The sequence below is a fragment of the Micromonospora sp. WMMC264 genome, from assembly GCF_027497275.1.
GTDB lineage: Bacteria > Actinomycetota > Actinomycetes > Mycobacteriales > Micromonosporaceae > Micromonospora > Micromonospora chalcea.
Genome location: NZ_CP114907.1, coordinates 2,662,880 through 2,680,347 on the forward strand (window position 1 = coordinate 2,662,880; position 17,468 = coordinate 2,680,347).

19 protein-coding genes are annotated in these 17,468 nt (G+C 72.3%); 4 read left to right on the forward strand and 15 right to left on the reverse strand.

Features of this window, described 5'->3' with window-relative positions; translation table 11 throughout:
• Window positions 1-45 precede the first annotated feature (45 nt).
• Genes O7542_RS11335 through O7542_RS11345 form a run of 3 tightly spaced genes read right to left on the reverse strand, consistent with a single transcriptional unit; the run spans window position 46 to window position 2,307 of the window.
• Window positions 46-294: a hypothetical protein gene (locus O7542_RS11335; RefSeq protein WP_281606194.1), complete on the reverse strand. Its 249-nt coding sequence runs from the start codon at window positions 292-294 to the stop codon at window positions 46-48.
• 10 nt (window positions 295-304) lie between these two features.
• Window positions 305-1,312 (reverse strand): YafY family protein, encoded by a 1,008-nt coding sequence (locus tag O7542_RS11340; RefSeq protein ID WP_043324373.1) that lies wholly within the window; start codon window positions 1,310-1,312, stop codon window positions 305-307.
• Window positions 1,309-2,307, reverse strand: coding sequence for a WYL domain-containing protein (locus tag O7542_RS11345; protein ID WP_113973691.1), 999 nt, complete (start codon window positions 2,305-2,307; stop codon window positions 1,309-1,311). The genes O7542_RS11340 and O7542_RS11345 overlap by 4 nt, the downstream gene beginning before the upstream one ends.
• Before the next feature lie 104 nt (window positions 2,308-2,411).
• Here O7542_RS11345 and O7542_RS11350 point away from each other — a divergent pair, with 104 nt between their 5' ends.
• Together O7542_RS11350 and O7542_RS11355 are read left to right on the forward strand one after the other, a co-directional pair.
• Window positions 2,412-3,401, forward strand: a complete 990-nt coding sequence (locus tag O7542_RS11350) for a cation diffusion facilitator family transporter (protein WP_281606195.1) — start codon at window positions 2,412-2,414, stop codon at window positions 3,399-3,401.
• 44 nt (window positions 3,402-3,445) lie between these two features.
• Window positions 3,446-4,531 (forward strand): DUF3866 family protein, encoded by a 1,086-nt coding sequence (locus O7542_RS11355; protein ID WP_043324377.1) that lies wholly within the window; start codon window positions 3,446-3,448, stop codon window positions 4,529-4,531.
• Between the two features lie 12 nt (window positions 4,532-4,543).
• Here the strand turns inward: O7542_RS11355 and O7542_RS11360 are convergent, their stop codons facing one another.
• Window positions 4,544-5,092: a carboxymuconolactone decarboxylase family protein gene (locus O7542_RS11360; RefSeq protein WP_064446506.1), complete on the reverse strand. Its 549-nt coding sequence runs from the start codon at window positions 5,090-5,092 to the stop codon at window positions 4,544-4,546.
• Between the two features lie 239 nt (window positions 5,093-5,331).
• Between O7542_RS11360 and O7542_RS11365 the strand changes: the two genes are divergently transcribed.
• The gene (locus O7542_RS11365; protein ID WP_166456048.1) at window positions 5,332-6,276 is read left to right on the forward strand and encodes a hypothetical protein; all 945 of its coding nucleotides are present in this window, start codon (window positions 5,332-5,334) and stop codon (window positions 6,274-6,276) included.
• A gap of 7 nt (window positions 6,277-6,283) precedes the next feature.
• Here O7542_RS11365 and O7542_RS11370 read toward each other — a convergent pair whose 3' ends face one another.
• The 8 genes from O7542_RS11370 to arc form a co-directional block, all read right to left on the reverse strand.
• Window positions 6,284-6,502, reverse strand: a complete 219-nt coding sequence (locus O7542_RS11370) for a hypothetical protein (protein ID WP_030504132.1) — start codon at window positions 6,500-6,502, stop codon at window positions 6,284-6,286.
• 62 nt (window positions 6,503-6,564) lie between these two features.
• On the reverse strand, window positions 6,565-7,923 hold the full coding sequence (gene pafA / locus O7542_RS11375; protein WP_281606196.1) for a Pup--protein ligase: 1,359 nt from the start codon (window positions 7,921-7,923) through the stop codon (window positions 6,565-6,567).
• 148 nt (window positions 7,924-8,071) lie between these two features.
• A complete protein-coding gene (gene prcA / locus O7542_RS11380; RefSeq protein ID WP_043324381.1) occupies window positions 8,072-8,905 on the reverse strand; it encodes a proteasome subunit alpha in 834 nt (277 codons plus the stop codon).
• 54 nt (window positions 8,906-8,959) lie between these two features.
• Entirely contained in the window at window positions 8,960-9,799 is an 840-nt protein-coding gene (gene prcB, locus O7542_RS11385; protein ID WP_030504129.1) for a proteasome subunit beta, read from the reverse strand.
• A complete protein-coding gene (locus tag O7542_RS11390; protein ID WP_281606197.1) occupies window positions 9,718-10,200 on the reverse strand; it encodes an endonuclease VII domain-containing protein in 483 nt (160 codons plus the stop codon). The genes prcB and O7542_RS11390 overlap by 82 nt, the downstream gene beginning before the upstream one ends.
• Window positions 10,201-10,391: 191 nt before the next feature.
• A complete protein-coding gene (locus O7542_RS11395) occupies window positions 10,392-10,598 on the reverse strand; it encodes a ubiquitin-like protein Pup (RefSeq protein WP_030504127.1) in 207 nt (68 codons plus the stop codon).
• Between the two features lie 107 nt (window positions 10,599-10,705).
• Window positions 10,706-12,223: a depupylase/deamidase Dop gene (gene dop, locus O7542_RS11400; protein WP_036344014.1), complete on the reverse strand. Its 1,518-nt coding sequence runs from the start codon at window positions 12,221-12,223 to the stop codon at window positions 10,706-10,708.
• A 167-nt stretch (window positions 12,224-12,390) separates the two neighbouring features.
• Window positions 12,391-14,172, reverse strand: coding sequence for a proteasome ATPase (gene arc, locus O7542_RS11405; protein WP_043324384.1), 1,782 nt, complete (start codon window positions 14,170-14,172; stop codon window positions 12,391-12,393).
• 177 nt (window positions 14,173-14,349) lie between these two features.
• Here arc and O7542_RS11410 point away from each other — a divergent pair, with 177 nt between their 5' ends.
• The gene (locus O7542_RS11410) at window positions 14,350-14,643 is read left to right on the forward strand and encodes a ferredoxin (RefSeq protein WP_043324386.1); all 294 of its coding nucleotides are present in this window, start codon (window positions 14,350-14,352) and stop codon (window positions 14,641-14,643) included.
• A 61-nt stretch (window positions 14,644-14,704) separates the two neighbouring features.
• On the opposite strand, the gene O7542_RS11415 is transcribed toward O7542_RS11410, so the two are convergent.
• The 3 genes from O7542_RS11415 to O7542_RS11425 all read right to left on the reverse strand — a co-directional run bounded on the left by O7542_RS11415 (window position 14,705) and on the right by O7542_RS11425 (window position 17,452).
• Window positions 14,705-15,277: a hypothetical protein gene (locus O7542_RS11415; protein WP_043330176.1), complete on the reverse strand. Its 573-nt coding sequence runs from the start codon at window positions 15,275-15,277 to the stop codon at window positions 14,705-14,707.
• A gap of 175 nt (window positions 15,278-15,452) precedes the next feature.
• On the reverse strand, window positions 15,453-16,397 hold the full coding sequence (locus tag O7542_RS11420; protein WP_043324388.1) for a tRNA (adenine-N1)-methyltransferase: 945 nt from the start codon (window positions 16,395-16,397) through the stop codon (window positions 15,453-15,455).
• The gene (locus tag O7542_RS11425; protein ID WP_233514754.1) at window positions 16,394-17,452 is read right to left on the reverse strand and encodes a M50 family metallopeptidase; all 1,059 of its coding nucleotides are present in this window, start codon (window positions 17,450-17,452) and stop codon (window positions 16,394-16,396) included. The genes O7542_RS11420 and O7542_RS11425 overlap by 4 nt, the downstream gene beginning before the upstream one ends.
• Window positions 17,453-17,468: the final 16 nt, after the last annotated feature.

Sequence of the window (17,468 nt, forward strand, 5' to 3'; positions counted from 1 at the left end):
GCCCGGTTACGCGCAAACGACGCTCACCGGGCCGGGGGCCCTCGATCAGTCGCCGCGCTTGGCCTTGATCAACGTCATCCGCTCCTGCGCGACGACGATCCGTTCCTGGAGCGACTCGGCCCGCGCCTGCAGCTGTTCGGCGGCGGCACGCAGCGACTCCGCCTCGGCCGCCCGGCGCTGCAACGCCAGCGCGGAACGGCGCAGCCCGGGCAGGCGGCTCACCACCGGACGGACCGCCAGCGCCAGGACGACAAGCGCGAACAGCACGACTCCGAGCACGATCCACTTCACCACGGCGGTCAGCCTATCGGGTGACGCCGGCGGCCGCCGGGTCGGCGGTGCCGGCCGGGGTCGCGTACGCGTCGAGCGCGGCCACGGCCTGGGCGCGTACCTGCTCGGCCAGTTCGGCCGGGGCGACCACAGTCACCTCCGGGCCCAGCCCGAGAACGAACCGCCGGGCCCACCCGAGGTCGGTGACGCGCAGCGACACCAGCCACTGCTCGCCGTCGGCCTCGACGCGCTCGCACGGATAGTATTCGGTGATCCACCGCTCGCCCCGGCCGATCCGCAGCGTGATCAGCGGCAGGTCGGCCGACGGGCGGAACACGCCGTCACTGAGGTCGTGCGGGCGGGCCTGCGGCGGCACGACCGCCTGCTCCGGCAGCTCGGCCACCGCGTCGATCCGGTCGGCCCGGAACAGCCGCACCGCCTCGGCACGGCGGCACCACGCCTCCACGTACGCCCGGCCGCCGACCATCAGCATCCGCAGCGGGTCGATGGTGCGCTCGGTGGTCTCGTCCCGCGCCGCGGTGTAGTAGGTGATCCGCAGCGCCCGGCCGCGCTCGACGGCGGCGCGCAGCTCGCGTACCCGGGCGCTGTCGCCGGGCAGGCGGACCTCCACCGGCGCGCCGGCCAGGTCACCGGCGGCGTTCTCGATCTTGGCGAGCGCCCGCTCGACCGCCTCCCGGTTGGCCACCCCGGGCGTCTCGGCGATCATCCGCAACGCCACCACCAGGGCCAGCGCCTCGTCGGGGGTGAGCCGCAGCGGCCGGTCGATGCCGGCGTCGTAGGTGATGGTGACCCGGTCGCCGTCGAACGCCATGTCGATCAGGTCACCGGGGCCGTAGCCGGGCAGCCCGCACACCCAGAGTAGTTCCAGGTCCTCCCGGAGCTGCTTCTCGGTCACCCCGAGGTCGTGCGCCGCCTCGGCGATCTCGATGCCGGGGCGGGCCAGCAGGTAGGGCACCAGGTTGAGCAGCCGGGCCAGCCGGTCGGCGGAGGCACGGCCGGCGCGGGCCGCCGGGCGGGTCACCGGGCACCCCCGGCGGTCGCCAGCTCGTCGTGCCGGGCGGCGACCTCCTTCAGCCGCTGGATGACCGCCTCCCGTACCTCCGGTGGCTCCAGGACCCGCACGTCCGGGCCGTACCCGACGATCTGGCCGGCGAGGTAGTCGGCGTCGGCGTACGGCAGCACCAGCCGGTCGCCGTCCGGGCCGGCCTGGCACTCCACCGCCCAGCGGCGCAGCCCGGCGGCGCGGCCCGGAGTGGCCAGCACCGTGGCCCGGCCGGTGCGCTCCACCGGCCCGGACCAGCGGGCCACGTGGCTGATCAGGTCGACGCCGACGGGCGGCTCGTAGGCGCCCGGCTCGCCAGTCGCCCGGACCGTGCCGACCACCCGGGACAGCCGGAAGCAGCGGGTCGCCGCGCGGTCCAGGTCGTGACCGACCACGTACCACCGGCCGCGCCAGCAGACCACGCCCCACGGTTGCACCCGGCGGCGGGTGGGCGCGTCCCGGTCCGGCACCCGGTAGTCGAAGCTGACCTCGCGGCGGTCCCGCGCAGCGGCGGTCAGCGGCGCGAACGCCGGGTCGACCGTGACCATGGGCTCCAGGCCGAGCGTGGCCTGCGGGTCCACGTCAATGCCGGCGGCGCGCAGCTTCGCCAGCCCGGACGACGCGGCAGCGGCCAGCCCGGCGTGCTGCCACAGCCGCGCGGCGATGCCCACCGCCGCGGCCTCGTCCGGTTCGAGCGGGATGTCGGGCAGCGCGTAGGCGCGCGGCGCGATCCGGTAGCCCGGCTCGGCGTCGAAGACGCTCGCCGTGCCGGTCTCCAGCGGCACGCCCAGCTCACGCAGCTCGGCCTTGTCGCGCTCGAACTTGCGCTGGAACGCCTCGTGGTCCTTGGCGTCGTCCGGGTCGTGCTCGTAGCCGGGCACGGTCGCGGCGATCTGCGCGGCGGTCAGGAAGCGTCGCGTCGACAGCAGGCAGATCACCAGGTTGACCAGGCGTTCGGTACGGGTCCGGGACACGTGCAAACGCTAGCAGCCCGCGCATGGCGCGCGGGCACCCGCGCGGCGCGGCGCGGAGGTGTTCCCGACCGGCGACGGGCATCGACCGGTCATAGGGTGAGCGCATGGTGGAAGCGGAGGTCAAGACCGAGAGCGTCGGCACCGTCGTGGTGGCCGGCGCGGCGAACCTCGCCATCGCCGTCGCCAAGCTGGTCGCGGGCCTGATCTCCGGCTCCGCGGCGATGCTCTCCGAGGCCGCCCACTCGCTCGCCGACACCACCACCGAGGTGCTGCTCTATCTGGCGCTGCGCCGGGGCGCGCGGCCCGCCGACACCCGGCACCCCTTCGGGTACGGCAAGGAGAGCTACGTCTGGGCGTTCCTCGCCGCGCTGTTCACCTTCGTCGCCGGGGCCGGCTTCGCCATCACCCACGGCGTCACCACCATCCTGGTGCACGAGCACAGCGGCGAGTACCTCGTCGCGTACGTGGTGCTGGCGGTCTCGTTCGCCATCGAGTCGGTGTCGCTGGCCCGGGCGGTGCGGCAGGTGCGCGGCGAGTCGCGCCGCTGGGGCACCACCCCGCGCCGCTACCTGCGCCTGACCGCCGACACCACGGTCAAGGCGGTCTTCCTCGAGGACAGCGCCGCGCTGGTCGGCCTGCTGATCGCCGCCGCCGGGCTCACCCTGTCCCACCTCACCGGCGACGAGCTGTACGACGGGATCGCCTCGATCCTCATCGGCGTGCTGCTGCTCGTGGTCGCCGTCGTGCTGGCCCGCAGCAACATCTCGCTGCTGGTCGGCCGTTCCGTCTCCGACCGGCTGCACCGGCGCATCGAACGGGAGCTCGCGGACGTGCCGACCGTGGACCGGATCGACACGCTGATGACCATGTTCCTCGGCCCCGACGACATCCTCGTCGCCGCCAAGGTCGACTTCCACGACGACGCCACCGGCGCCGACATCGAGGCCGCCGCCGACGAGGCCGAACTCCGGCTCACCGGGCGCTTCCCGGAGATCGCGTACGTCTTCCTCGACCCCACCCGCTCCCGCACGGCCGGGCGGCCCGCCCGCACCACCCAGGACGAGACGGGTCGCCCGCTAGACGGCGACACCTGACCCGCCCCCGGCCCGCCCGCACCCCGGCCGATACCGTGCACCGCATGGTGCGATGGCGGTCCGGCACGGTCACGGCGGTACGGCGACGGTGGTCCGGCGCCGTCGAACTCGACGTCGACCTGCCCGACGGCGTCCGGATGCGCGCCCTGGCCTACCCGGCGCTGGTCGGCGAGCCCGAGCCCGGCGACCGGGTGCTGCTCAACGCCGGGGCGCTGCTGATGGGCCTCGGCACCGGCGGCTACGCGCTGGTCGTCGCGCTGCCCGACCGGCTGCCCGCCGACCCGCCGCAGGCCGGCGACAGCCGCGACGCCGGCCACCTGGTCAAGGCCCGCTACACGCCGCTGCAGCCGATCCTGCTGGGCGTGGACGAGGAGGCGTCGCCGCACCACGAACTGCTCGCCGCCGCCGAGTCGGTCGACGGCATGCCGGTGGTCACCGCCGACCTGCACTCCGCGCTGCCGGCGATCCTGGCCGGGGTACGCGCCGACGCGCCCGACGCCCGGGTCGCGTACGTGCTCACCGACGGCGGGGCGCTGCCCGCCTGGTTCTCCCGCACCCTGGCCGGCCTGGCCGGTCACCTCGTGGGCACGGTGAGCGTGGGCCAGGCGTTCGGCGGCGACCTGGAGGCGAGCACGCTGCACAGCGGCCTGCTCGCCGCCCGGCACGTACTCGGCGCGGACCTGACGATCGTCGCCCAGGGCCCCGGCAACCTCGGCACCGGAACCCGCTGGGGCTTCTCCGGCGTCGCCGTCGGCGAGGCCGTCAACGCGGTCGCCACGCTGGGCGGGCGCCCGGTCGGCTCGCTGCGCATCTCCGACGCCGACGCCCGGCCCCGGCACCGTGGCGTCTCCCACCACAGCCTGACCGCGTACGGCCGGGTCGCGCTGGCCCCCGCGGAGCTGGTGGTGCCGGACGGCCTCGACCCCGCCCTCGCGGCGGAGGTCGCCGCGGCGCTCGCGCCGCTGGCCGACCGGCACACGATCGTCACAGTGCCCACCGACGGCCTCGACGCGGCGCTGCGGGCCGGCCCGGTCGGCCTGTCCACGATGGGCCGGGGCCTGGACGCCGACCACGCCTACTTCCTGGCCGCCGCTGCCGCCGGCCGCCACGCGGCCCGCCTGCTGGGCTGAGCCCCGCCGCCCTCAGATCGCCAGATAGCCGTTCGCGACCAGGTGGTCGGCGGCCCGCGCGAACACCTCGGGATCCTGCGGCGTCCACGTGCCCAGCCCGTCGACGTAGCGGTTGAACATGCAGAACGCCGCCGCGATCAGCACCGTGTCGTGGATCTCCAGGTCGGTGGCGCCCGCCGCGCGGGCCGCCTCCACCAGCTCGGTGGTGACCTCCCGGCCGCTGCGCCGGACCGCGGCGGCGATGTGCAGCAGCGCCCGCAGCTTCGCGCCGACCGGCGCGGTCGCCACGTCCGCGCGCACCCGGTCGACGAACTCCATCCCCGTGGGCAGCTGCGCGGCGGCGAACGCCGCGTGTGACGAACAGCAGAAGTCGCAGTCGTTGAGGCCGGAGACGTACGCCGCGATCAGCTCCCGCTCCCCCGGCGTCAAGGTGGGATGCGGAGCGCGCAACAGCACCTCCGCCAGCTCGCCCAGCGGCTTCGCCGTCTCCGGACGGAACCGCAGCGGCCCCTGGATGCCCGGATAGGCCTTCTCGTCCAGCCCGAGATCGATGTGTGCGATGACGTCACGCTCCCCTGTCCGTGCCGGCCCGGTCACGCCGGCGGCCCGCCGTCCAGAGTGCCGCCACCCCCGCCGCCCGGGCCAGACACCGGAGACAGGTCAGCATGATCGAAGAACCAGGGCCCCACGCGGCCTCCCCATACTGTCCGGGAAATCGACTCCGGCCAACCCGTCACCGCCGTCCGCGCCAGGCAGCCGCGCGGGAAACGCGGCTGGCCGCCGTTAGGAGGCGACCCCCCATGGCACTGCGACAACTCCCGAACGCGGCCCCCGACGCCAGGATCTCCACCCACCGCCCGCCGCATCCCCTCCGACTCGCCCTGATCAGCGCGGCAGCCGGCGTGCTGCTGGCCGTCCTGTGGTCCTTCGAGCTCGTCGACAAGGTCATCGGCGACAACGTCGCCAACACCGTGCTCGGCCACGACGCCAAGGAGACCGCCATCACCGGCGCCGTCGCCGGGATGCTCTTCGCCTTCGTCTCCGGCTTCGCCGGCACCTTCACCGCCTGCAACATCGCCGTGGCGGCCTCGGTCGGGCCGATGAGCCAGGTCTCCGGCGCCGACCCCGCCGGCGGCACCCGGTCCGCGCTGCGCGCCCTGCTGCGCCCGGTCGGCTGGCTCGCGCTCGGCATGGTCGTCGTCTCGGCCGCCTACGGCATCATCGGCGTCCTGCTCGGCGACCGGCTGCCCCAGCTGTCCACCGAGACGGTCGGCACCGTCCCGGTACGCCTCATCCAGTCCTCGGTCGTCTTCGGCGTCATCGGACTCGCCCTCACCTACCTCGGGCTCGCCGCGCTCAAGCTCGTGCCGGACATCTTCGCGCACCGGCCCGTCGCCCGGGTGATCACCATCGGCGCGCTCGTCGGCGGGTTCCTCGTCGGCCGCCCCTACCCGATGTTCAACAAGCTGTTCCACTGGGCCGTCGACACCGGCAACCCGCTCTACGGGGCGCTGGCGTTCACGCTGCAGTCCCTCGGGAACATCCTGCTCGTCACGGCCGTCTTCGCCCTGGCCGTGGCGATCAGCCGCGGACGCTTCCTCGCCTGGATGGCGGACCCCCGCCGCGCCGCCGCCGTCACCGGAGCGCTGCTCGTCGCGCTCGGCGTCTTCACCGTCATCTACTGGGACATCCGGGTGCCGGCCATGTTCGGCTTCGGCTGGTTCCCCCGGATGCCGTACAACTGAGCCGAACTCAGCCGAGCAGCAGGATCAACGCCAGCCATCCGCCGACGATCAGCACCAGCGCCGCCGCCAGCACCCACGTCGGGACCGTGTAGTCACCGCGCCGGTTGCGCTCGATCTCGGCCCGGATCTTCTCCCGGCGGCGATCGATCCAGTTGAGCTTCTCGCCGCCGTCGCGGCCGGAGGACGTCTCACGGTCGGGGCGACCGGCGGATTCGGAAGTGTTCATCGCGACGACAGCCTACCCGTGCCACGGGCGGCCGGTGCCGGGCACCGGCCGCCCGTGGGCGGTCACATGCTGGCGATCAGGCGCTCCACCCGCTCGTCGTAGGCCCGGAACGGGTCCTTGCACAGCACCGTGCGCTGCGCCTGGTCGTTCAGCTTCAGGTGCACCCAGTCCACCGTGAAGTCACGCCGCTTCTCCTGGGCGTGCCGGATGAACTCGCCGCGCAGCCGCGCCCGGGTGGTCTGCGGCGGCGTCTCCTTCGCCTCGAAGATCTCCGGGTCCGTGGCCACCCGGTCCACCTCGCGGCGACGCTCCAGCAGCCCGTACAGGCCGCGCCCGCGCCGCAGGTCGTGGTACGCCAGATCCATCTGCGCCACCCGCGGGTGCGACAGCGGCAGGTCGTGCTTGCGCTGGTACCGCTCGATCAGCTTCAGCTTCGTGACCCAGTCGATCTCCCGGGCCACCGGGTCCAGGTCGCCGGTCTCGACCGCGCGCAGCACCCGCCCCCACAGGTCGACCACCCGCTTCGCGGTCTGGTCACCGCCCCGGCGCTCTACGAACTCCGTCGCCTTGGCCAGGTATTCCTGCTGGATCTCCAGCGCCGAGACCTCCTTGCCGGCCGCCAGCCGCACCTTGCGCCGGCCGGTGATGTCGTGCGACACCTCGCGGATCGCCCGGATCGGGTTCTCCAGCGTGAGGTCCCGCATCATCACGCCCGCCTCGATCATCCGCAGCACGATGTCGGCGGTGCCGACCTTCAGCAGCGTGGTGACCTCGTTCATGTTCGAGTCACCGACGATCACGTGCAGCCGGCGGTACCGCTCCGCGTCCGCGTGCGGCTCGTCCCGGGTGTTGATGATCGGCCGGCTGCGGGTGGTCGCCGACGAGACGCCCTCCCAGATGTGCTCGGCCCGCTGCGACAGGCAGTAGACCGCGCCGCGCGGCGTCTGCAGCACCTTGCCCGCGCCGCAGATCAACTGCCGGGTGACCAGGAACGGGATGAGCACGTCGGCGAGCCGGCCGAACTCGCCGTGCCGGGACACCAGGTAGTTCTCGTGGCAGCCGTACGAGTTGCCGGCCGAGTCGGTGTTGTTCTTGAACAGGTAGATCTCACCCGCGATGCCCTCGTCGTGCAGCCGCTTCTCCGCGTCGACGAGCAGCCCCTCCAGGATCCGCTCACCGGCCCGGTCGTGCGCCACCAGGTCGGTCACCGAGTCGCACTCCGGCGTCGCGTACTCCGGGTGCGAGCCCACGTCCAGATAGAGACGGGCGCCGTTGCGCAGGAACACGTTGCTCGACCGGCCCCACGACACCACCCGCCGGAACAGGTACCGCGCGACCTCGTCGGGGGACAGTCGGCGTTGCCCGCGATAGGTGCAGGTGACGCCGTACTCGGTTTCGAGGCCGAAGATTCGCCGCTCCATGATGAGACATTAGCCGCCCGGAGCCTCCGATGGGCATCGCCGACGCTCACCGCTTGCGATCTCCCCCACGCGGACCGCAAGCCGGCGGCCTCCCGTACGCGAAAGACCCCGCCACCGCGACGCGGCGACGGGGTCTTTCGCGTAGGTGTCACTCGGCGGGCTTGTCCTCCGCGTTGCCCTCCAGATCGGCCGAGCCCGCCGACGTGGTCGGCTTCTTCGCTTCCTCCGTGGGCACCGTCGGCGTCTTCGCCCGGCCCGGCGCGGGCGCGGTGTCGGCCTCCGCGTCACCGTCCAGCAGCGCGGTCAGCGCCGCGCCGGTGACCCGCCGGAACGTACGCCCCACCCGGCGCCGGTCCAGGACCGCAACCTCCAGCTGGTTCGCGGCGATCGTGCGGGCCGCGCCGCCCTCGCCGCCGACGCTGCTCAGCGCCTTCATGGCGGCGCGGACCGCCTCCGACAGCGACATCTCCGGCCGGTGCTCGTTCTTCAGCACCCCGCTGATCGCCTCGGCCTGGCCGCCCATCGCCATCCGGCCCGGCTCGTCGTTCACCGAACCGTCGTAGGTCACCCGGTAGAGGGAGTCGTCCTCGGGCGTGGCGCCCACCTCGGCCACGCAGATCTCCACCTCGAACGGCTTCGACTGCTCGGTGAAGATCGCGCCAAGCGTCTGCGCGTACGCGTTCGCGAGCGCCAGGCCGGTCACGTCCCGCCGGTCGTAGCTCAGGCCGTTGAGGTCGGCCATCCGCACGCCCGCGCGACGCAGGTTCTCGAACTCGTTGTACCGGCCGACGGCGGCGAAGCCGATCCGGTCGTAGATCTCGCTGACCTTGTGCAGCGTGCTGGACAGGTTCTCGGCGACGAAGAGCACCCCGCCGGCGTAGCTCAGGACCACCGCGCTGCGGCCCCGGGCGATGCCCTTGCGGGCCAGCTCGGAGCGGTCGCGCATGATCTGCTCGGGCGAGGCGTAGAACTGCATGGCCACGGCGGCGGTTCTCCTTCTGCGGGACTGCTGACTCGGTGGACGGTGGGATCGGCCTCAGCCGCCGGGGTTCTCCATCCGGCCGGCCACCACGCTCTCCGCGATCGCCGCCGTCTCGGCGTCGGTGAGCCGGTGGGTGCCCTCGGCGGTAGCGGTCATCACGACCGGGTAGATCCGCCGGGTCAGGTCCGGACCGCCGGTGGCGGTGTCGTCGTCCGCCGCGTCGTAGAGCGCCTCGACCGCCAGCCGCGTCGCGTCCTCGACCGACAGGCCGGTCCGGAACCGCTTCTTCAGCGCCGACTTGGCGAACAGCGAGCCGGAGCCGATCGCGTCGTAGCCGGTCTCCTCGTACGGGCCGCCGGTCACGTCGAAGCTGAAGATCCGCCCGGCCCGCGCCGGGTCGCTCGCCGCCAGGTCGAAACCGGCGAACAGCGGGACCACGGCCAGGCCCTGCATGGCCGCGCCCAGGTTGCCGCGGATCATCGAGGCGAGCCGGTTGGCCTTGCCGTCGAGCGAGAGCATCGCGCCCTCGATCTTCTCGTAGTGCTCCAGCTCCACCTGGAACAGTCGCATCAGCTCGATGCCGATGCCCGCGGTGCCCGCGATGCCGACCAGCGAGTACGCGTCGGCCGGGTGCACCTTCTCGATGTCGCGCTGGGCGATCAGGTTGCCCATCGTGGCGCGCCGGTCGCCGGCCATGACCACGCCACCGGCGGCCGAGATGGCCACGATGGTGGTCGCGTGCGGCGCCATGTCGGCGGCCATGCCGGGCGGCAGCGGCCGACGGCCGGGCAGCATCTCGGGGGCCACCTTGCTCAGGAACGCTGTGAAGGAGGACGTCCCCGCGTTGGTGAACACATCTGGAAGACGCCCGGATGGATCAAAACCCGCTGCCACGTGGTTCCTCTCAGGTACGTGATCGCCCTGGCCAGGACGTCGGCGTTGTCCTTGAACTGGCCAAGACCACCGTTGCAGTTGAAGCAGAGTATCCCGCGCACCCATCCGGTGCGATGATCGTGGTCCAGATGTTCCGGATCGGGGCGCCGACAGATCGCGCACACGCCGCCCTGCTCGGTCAGGAGCTCCTGGAACTCCTTCTCCCCGACCCCGTAGCGGCGGCGCAGGTGGTACTCGCGATTGCCGCCGTAGAGTCGCTGCTTCGTCTCGTTACCGCGGGCGATGTGGCACGGCTTGCAGTAGCTGTGCCGACCGCTGGCGTTGGTCGTTCGGGGGAAATCGTCAACGGGCTTGATCTGCTCGCAGTCGGGGCACCACTTGAGGCCGTCGGCTACCGGCACGGCAGCCCTTCGCTGCGGCGCGATGCCACGTTTCCGGCGACTCGCCTCTGAGCGAGCAGCGGCACACGTCTTGCAGTAGAACGCCAGCCCGTCTGGACGACGCCGATTACGGTGGAACGCCGACGCGGGAAGCGAGCGGCGGCACTGGGGGCAAAGCTTGTCCGAAGCCTCCGGCAAATCGGACATAAGCCTCATTGACCCCCCTTCTGCACGTATCCCCTCACGAACTCCTCTGCGTTCTCCTCCAGGACGGAGTCGATCTCGTCGAGCAGGTCGTCGACGTCCTCGGTGATCTCGGCGTGCCGCTCGGCCACCTCGGGGTTCGCCTCCGCGGTGACCTCGTCGACCTCCTCGCGGGACTTGCCGGACTGGGTCTGCCCACCCTCTTGGGTCGCCATGGTGGTGCCTCCTCCACGATCGCCTGCGATCAACTTACCTCGCGGGAGCGACGAAAGGCCCGCCGCGCGCCCGGTTCCGGCACCCGACGGGCCTTCCGGCATCCGGGTCACCCGCCGGTGAGCGTCTCCAGCAGATCCTTGGCGCTCTCGCAGCGGTCGAACAGCTCACCGACGTGCGCCCGGGTGCCCCGCTCGGGTTCCATCATCGGCACCCGCACCAGCGACTCCCGGCCCACGTCGAAGATGACCGAGTCCCAGCTCGCGGCGACCACCTCGGAGGCGTACTGCGCCAGGCAGCGGCCCCGGAAGTAGGCCCGGGTGTCCTCCGGCGGCTCGGTCATCGCGGTGCGGGTCTGCTCGTCGCTGAGCATCGTCTTCATCGAGCCACGCTGCACCAGGCGGTGGTAGAGGCCCTTCTCCGGCCGCACGTCGGAGTACTGCAGGTCGACCAGCTGCAGCTTGTGCGAGCCCCAGCCGAGCTTCTCCCGCTCCCGGTAGCCCTCCAGCAGCCGCAGCTTCGCCACCCAGTCCAGCTCGTCTGCGCACTCGAACGCGTCGCGGCCGAGCCGGTCCAGCACGCTCTCCCAGCGGCGCAGCACGTCGGCGGTCTGCGCGTCCACGTCCTTGCCGTAGCGGTCGTCCACGAAGGAGCTGACCCGTTCCAGGTACGCCCACTGCACGTCCAGCGCGGTGAGCTTGCGGCCGTCGCGCATCCGCATCAGGTGCTTCAGCGACGGGTCGTGGCTGACCGCGCGCAGCTCCCCCACCGGGTCGGCGATGCCCAGGTCCGCGCCGAGCGCCTTCTCCTCGATCATGGTGAGGATCAGCGCGGTGGTGCCGACCTTGAGGAACGTGGAGATCTCGGAGAGGTTGGCGTCGCCGATGATGACGTGCAGCCGGCGGTACTTGTCGGCGTCGGCGTGCGGCTCGTCGCGGGTGTTGATGATGGGCCGCTTGAGCGTCGTCTCCAGCCCCACCTCGACCTCGAAGAAGTCGGCCCGCTGGGAGATCTGGAAACCGGTCTGGCCGCCGTCCTGGCCGATGCCGACCCGCCCGGCGCCGCAGACGATCTGCCGGGTGACGAAGAACGGCGTCAGGTACGCCACGATGTCGGCGAACGGCGTCTGCCGGCGCATCAGGTAGTTCTCGTGCGCGCCGTAGCTGGCGCCCTTGTTGTCGGTGTTGTTCTTGTACAGGTGGATCGGCTGGGTGCCCGGGATGGTCGCCGCCCGCCGGGCCGCCTCGGCCATCACCCGCTCCCCCGCCTTGTCCCACCGGACCACGTCGAGGGGGTTGGTCACCTCGGGCGTGGAGTATTCCGGGTGGGCGTGGTCGACGTAGAGCCGCGCGCCGTTGGTGAGTATGACGTTGGCGAGGCCGAGGTCCTCGTCGGCGAGCGCCTCGGCCGGGTCGTACGCGGCGCCGGAGTAGGTGAACCCGCGCGCGTCGCGCAGTGGCGACTCCTCCTCGTAGTCCCAGCGGGCCCGGCCGCCCCGGTTGAGTTCCGGCCGCGCCCCGTAGGCGTTTACCACCTGGGAGGAGGTGACCATCGGGTTGGCTCCGGCCTGACCGGGCACGGAGATGCCGTACTCGACCTCGGTGCCCATGATCCTTCTGACGCTCATCGACCTGCCCGCTCCCGCTCGCCGTCCCGGTCCCCGTCATGTCGAGCGTAGTCGGCGTGACGCGCCGAGGGGGCGTGGCGGCAGCGCCGGGTCCGGTGTGGCGGCTTCCCTGAGTACGCGCGAAGGCCCGTGGCGGGTGCGCCACGGGCCTTCGTCGCAGGGTCGGACTACAGGTACTGGCCGGTGTTGCTGGCGGTCTCGATGGACCGTCCGGCCTCGGCGCCCTTGCCGCCGGAGACGAGCGTGCGGATGTAGACGATCCGCTCGCCCTTCTTGCCGGAGATGCGCGCCCAGTCGTCGGGGTTGGTGGTGTTGGGCAGGTCCTCGTTCTCCCGGAACTCGTCGACGCAGGCGTCGAGCAGGTGCTGCAGGCGCAGCCCCTTGCGGCCGGAGGTGAGGAACTCCTTGATGGCCATCTTCTTGCCCCGGTCGACGATGTTCTGGATCATCGCGCCGGAGTTGAAGTCCTTGAAGTAGAGGACTTCCTTGTCGCCGTTGGCGTAGGTGACCTCGAGGAAGCGGTTCTCCTCGGTCTCGGAGTACATCCGCAGGACCACCGCGTCGATCATCGCCGCGACGGTGGCCTGGGCGTCGCCGCCGTGTTCGGCCAGGTCGTCAGCGTGCAGCGGCAGGCCGGCGAGGATGTACTTGGAGAAGATGTCCTTCGCCGCCTCGGCGTCCGGCCGCTCGATCTTGATCTTCACGTCGAGCCGGCCGGGACGCAGGATCGCCGGGTCGATCATGTCTTCCCGGTTGGAGGCGCCGATGACGATGACGTTCTCCAGGCCCTCCACGCCGTCGATCTCGCTGAGCAGCTGCGGGACGATGGTGTTCTCCACGTCCGAGGAGACGCCGGAGCCGCGGGTGCGGAACACGGAGTCCATCTCGTCGAAGAACACGATCACCGGAGTGCCCTCACCGGCCTTCTCCCGCGCCCGCTGGAAGATCAGCCGGATGTGCCGCTCGGTCTCGCCGACGTACTTGTTGAGCAGCTCCGGGCCCTTGATGTTGAGGAAGAAGCTGGTGTGCCGCTCCTTGCCCTCCCGCTCGGCGATCTTCTTGGCCAGCGAGTTGGCCACCGCCTTGGCGATCAGCGTCTTACCGCAGCCGGGCGGACCGTAGAGCAGGATGCCCTTCGGCGGCCGGAGCTGGTGCTCACGGAACAGGTCGGAGTGCAGGAAGGGCAGCTCCACCGCGTCGCGGATCTGCTCGATCTGCGCCTGGAGGCCACCGATGTCCTCGTAGTTGACGTCGGGCACCTCCTCCAGGACCAGTTCCTCGACCTCGCTCTTCGGGATCCGCTCGTAGGCGTACGCCGAGCGGGGCTCGATCATGAGCGAGTCGCCGGCCCGGATCGCGCTGCCGATCAGGGTCTCGGCGAGGTGCACGATCCGCTCCTCGTCGGAGTGCGACACCACGAGCGCCCGGTCACCCGGCGCGCCGTCCGGGCCCGCCAGGATCTCCTTGAGCATCACGACCTCGCCGACCCGCTCGAAACCGAACGCGTCGACGATGTTGAGCGCGTCGTTGAGCAGGACCTCCTGGCCACGGCGCAGCTCGTCGGCCTCCAGCGACGGCGAGACCGCCACCCGGAGCTTGCGCCCGCCGGTGAACACGTCCACCGTGCCGTCGTCGTGCTTGGCCAGGAAGACGCCGTAGCCACTCGGTGGCTGGGCGAGCCGGTCGATCTCCTCCTTGAGCGTCACGATCTGCGCGCGAGCCTCCTTGAGGGTGCTCACGAGCCGTTCGTTGTTCTCGGTCAGCCGCGCCAACTGGGCCTGGGTGGCCGCCAGCCGCTCTTCGAGCTGCCGGACGTGTCGAGGGCTTTCGGTCAACTTGCGCCGCACCAGAGCGAGTTCCTCTTGCAGGAACGCGACCTGCGTGGAGAGATCGTGGGCTTCCTTTTCCCACCGTGCGGCGCGCGAGTCCGCGTCGTCGCTGCGTGCCACGTCCCACCTCCCCGGGGGGCTTGAACGTTCTGACCTAACACTAGCCGCTATGAGCCCGATTCGGTCCACAGCAACGCGCTCGTCACCGAAGCTTGATCGCGAAGGGCTGGTCGCGGGGTGGGTACGGGCGTTCGGGTACCGTCGGAGCGTGGGACGGGAGAACATGGGGGGTGCTTCGTGACCGACGTCGCGACCGACCAGTTGCAGGTCTGGGTCGACCAGGACCTCTGCACCGGTGACGGGCTCTGCGTGCAGTACGCGCCGGAGGTCTTCGAGTTCGACGTCGACGGCCTGGCGTACGTCAAGGGCCCCGACGGCGAACTGCGGCAGGCCCCCGGCGCCCGGGTGGACGTGCCGGAACACCTGCGCCTCGAGGTGATCGACTCGGCGAAGGAGTGCCCGGGCGAGTGCATCCACGTCGTGCGCGGCAGCGACGGCGTCGAGGTGGCCGGCCCGGAGGCCGACGACTGAGGCCCGGACAGCTGCACGACGGGCCGGGGACCACACGTCCCCGGCCCGTCGTTCGTCCGCCTCAGAGCAGGGGCCGGCCGACCACCGAGGCGACCAGCCGGGCGAACTCCTCCAGCCGGGCGATCTGCCCCGCCCCGCCGTCGTCGAGGGTCTTGCCGAAACGCAGCGCGTCGTGCCGGGGCGCACCCGCCACCTCGTCGCTGGGCGGCGCCTCGTCCAGGGAGCTGAGCAGCAGGTACACGTCGATGCTGTCGACCCGTACGGTGCCGTTCTCGGCCCGCATGAGCCGCCGCCGGCAGCCGACCTCGGTGACGGTGGACAGCGGCACCACCCGCAGCGACGAGGTCATCGCGCCGGGCGGCCCCTCCCCCGGCGGCACGTCCTCGCCGTGCCAGAGCACCAGCCGGCTGCCGTCGCAGACGACGACCTCCTGCCACACGCCGTTCACCTCGTTGACGAACCGTTCCAGCGTGAAGCCGAGCACTGAGGCGCCGCGCAGCACGCCGTCGAGCGCCTCCAGCGCGATGTCCGGGTCGCGCAGGTACGCGCGGGCGGCCGACTCCAGGTCGGTGTAGGGCGACCAGTCCGGGAAGACGGCGGGCAGGTCACCGTTGCCGTAACCGGGGTTGCTCACGCCGCCTCCCACCGGGCCGCGCCGCCGTGCTGCCACCGGTCCAGGTCACCGGCACGGGCGCGCCGCCCGACGCGCGCCCCGATCCGCTCGCTCATGCCACCGTCTCCACCCGCTCAGGTGTCGTGCCCACCGGCACACATGATCCGCCCGTACGCGCGCGCCCGCGCGTCGGGGGTCAGGACTCCTGCGGCTCCTGCTCCGCGCGGGCCGCGGCGGCGGCGCGCAGGGCGTCGCGGCGCTGCGCGTACGCCTCGGCGCCCTTGCTGGGCTTGCGGCGGCGCGGCGGCGCGGTGACCCCGGGGGCGAGTTTGCGGGCGGAGACCAGGAACGCGGTGTGAGCGATCATCCGGTGGTCCGGGCGGACCGCCAGCCCTTCGGCGTGCCAGTCGCGCACCAGCGACTCCCAGGCGCGCGGCTCGGTCCAGCCGCCACGCTCGCGCAGCGCCTCGACCAGCTCGGACAGCTGCGGCGTGGTGGCCACGTAGCCGATCAGCACGCCGCCGGGCACCAGCGCCCGCTCGACCATGTCGAGCATCTCCCACGGGGTCAGCATGTCCAGGATGATCCGGTCGAAACCGGTCTCGGCGCAGTCGGCGACGTCGCCGACGTGCAGGTTCCAGGCCGGGTGCGGGCCGTTGAAGAACGCCTCCACGTTGCGGCGGGCGATCTGGGCGAAGTCGTCGCGCAGCTCGAACGAGTGCAGCTCGCCCTCGGTGCCGACGGCCCGCAGCAGCGAGCAGGACAGCGCGCCGGACCCGGCGCCGGCCTCCAGCACCTTGGCGCCGGGGAAGATGTCGCCCATGGCGACGATCTGCGCCGAGTCCTTCGGGTAGATCACCTGGGCGCCCCGCGGCATGGAGAGCACGTAGTCCGACAGCAGCGGCCGCAGCGCCAGGAACGCGGTGCCGCCGCCGGCGGTGGTGACCACGCTGCCGTCGGGCAGGCCGATCAGGGTGTCGTGCTTGAGGATCCCCCGGTGGGTGTGGAACTCCTTGCCGGGCTCCAGCGTCACGGTGTGCATCCGGCCCTTGGGGTCGGTCAGCTGGACCCGGTCGCCCGGCCGGAACGGCCCGCGGTGGACCGGGGGCAACGCCGGGACGGTGGAGATCTCTACGGTCACGTGTTCGTCTTCCGTTTGGGTTCCAGGAGCTGGGCGAGATCCGCGATGTGCAGCACGCCGACCACATCTTCGCCTGCCGTCACGACGTACTGCGCGCCCGGGTGGGTGCGTACGGTCTCCAGGACCCGCTCGCCGTCCGCGCCGACCGGCAGGGCCGGCACCGCGGACAGGTCGCGGGCCACCTCGTCCACCGCGACCCACGGCCTCCGTTCCGGGGGTACGGCGGCGGCGCGCGCCGGGTCGACCACGGCGACGGTACGGCCGGCGGAGTCGACGACGCCCAGCGCCGCGTGCGGGGTGGCCGCCTCGTCGCGGCGGCGCTGGGCCTCGGCCAGCGGCGTGCCGGTGGGCACCGGCAGCAGCGGGCGGGCCAGCCGGGCCAGGTCGACCAGGTGCAGGCGGCGGCCGATACGGGCCAGCCGGATGGACTGGCCGGCGCCGCGCCACAGCGTCAGCGCGACGAGCAGCAGCAGCGGCAGGGCCAGCGGGGCCAGCGCCCGGCGCATGGTGAGCACCACGACCAGCGCCAGCGTGCCCAGCGCGACGGCCCGGCCGACCCAGCCGGCCACCTCGGTGCCGCGGTGCCGGTCGCGGGTGAGCGCCCACACCGCGGCGCGCAGCGCCCGCCCGCCGTCCAGCGGCAGACCGGGCAGGCTGTTGAAGATCGCCACCACGACGTTGCTGACCGCGAGCTGGAAGGCGAGCTGGTGGCCGAGCGTGCCGGCGGGCAACGCGAGGGTGGCGGCGACCGCGCCGGCGCCGAGTACGGCGGACACGGCCGGCCCGGCCAGCGAGATCAGCAGCTCGATCCGCGGCGTGGGTGCGTCGCGGTCCATCTCGGTGTACCCGCCGAGCAGTTCCAGCGTGATCCCGCGCACACCGATGCCGTAGCGGCGGGCGGTCAGCGCGTGGCCCAGCTCGTGCAGCAGCACCGAGCCGAGCAGCGAGACCACGAAGCCGAACCCGACCAGGTAGCCGCCGAGCGGGCCGAGGTCGAGCTGGCGGCGGGCCAGCGCCGCGTACAGCACCGTGACGACGACGGTGAGCAGCAGCATCGAGGCGTCGACGCGC

Excerpts from the sequence above, each read along its gene's own strand:
- pafA (WP_281606196.1), bottom strand. The coding sequence starts at position 7,923 with ATGGAGCGGCGAATCTTCGGCCTCGAAACCGAGTACGGCGTCACCTGC.
- O7542_RS11370 (WP_030504132.1), bottom strand. The coding sequence starts at position 6,502 with ATGAACACTTCCGAATCCGCCGGTCGCCCCGACCGTGAGACGTCCTCC.
- O7542_RS11425 (WP_233514754.1), bottom strand. The coding sequence starts at position 17,452 with ATGCTGCTGCTCACCGTCGTCGTCACGGTGCTGTACGCGGCGCTGGCC.
- O7542_RS11350 (WP_281606195.1), top strand. The coding sequence starts at position 2,412 with ATGGTGGAAGCGGAGGTCAAGACCGAGAGCGTCGGCACCGTCGTGGTG.
- O7542_RS11365 (WP_166456048.1), top strand. The coding sequence starts at position 5,332 with ATGGCACTGCGACAACTCCCGAACGCGGCCCCCGACGCCAGGATCTCC.
- dop (WP_036344014.1), bottom strand. The coding sequence starts at position 12,223 with ATGAGCGTCAGAAGGATCATGGGCACCGAGGTCGAGTACGGCATCTCC.
- O7542_RS11355 (WP_043324377.1), top strand. The coding sequence starts at position 3,446 with ATGGTGCGATGGCGGTCCGGCACGGTCACGGCGGTACGGCGACGGTGG.
- O7542_RS11395 (WP_030504127.1), bottom strand. The coding sequence starts at position 10,598 with ATGGCGACCCAAGAGGGTGGGCAGACCCAGTCCGGCAAGTCCCGCGAG.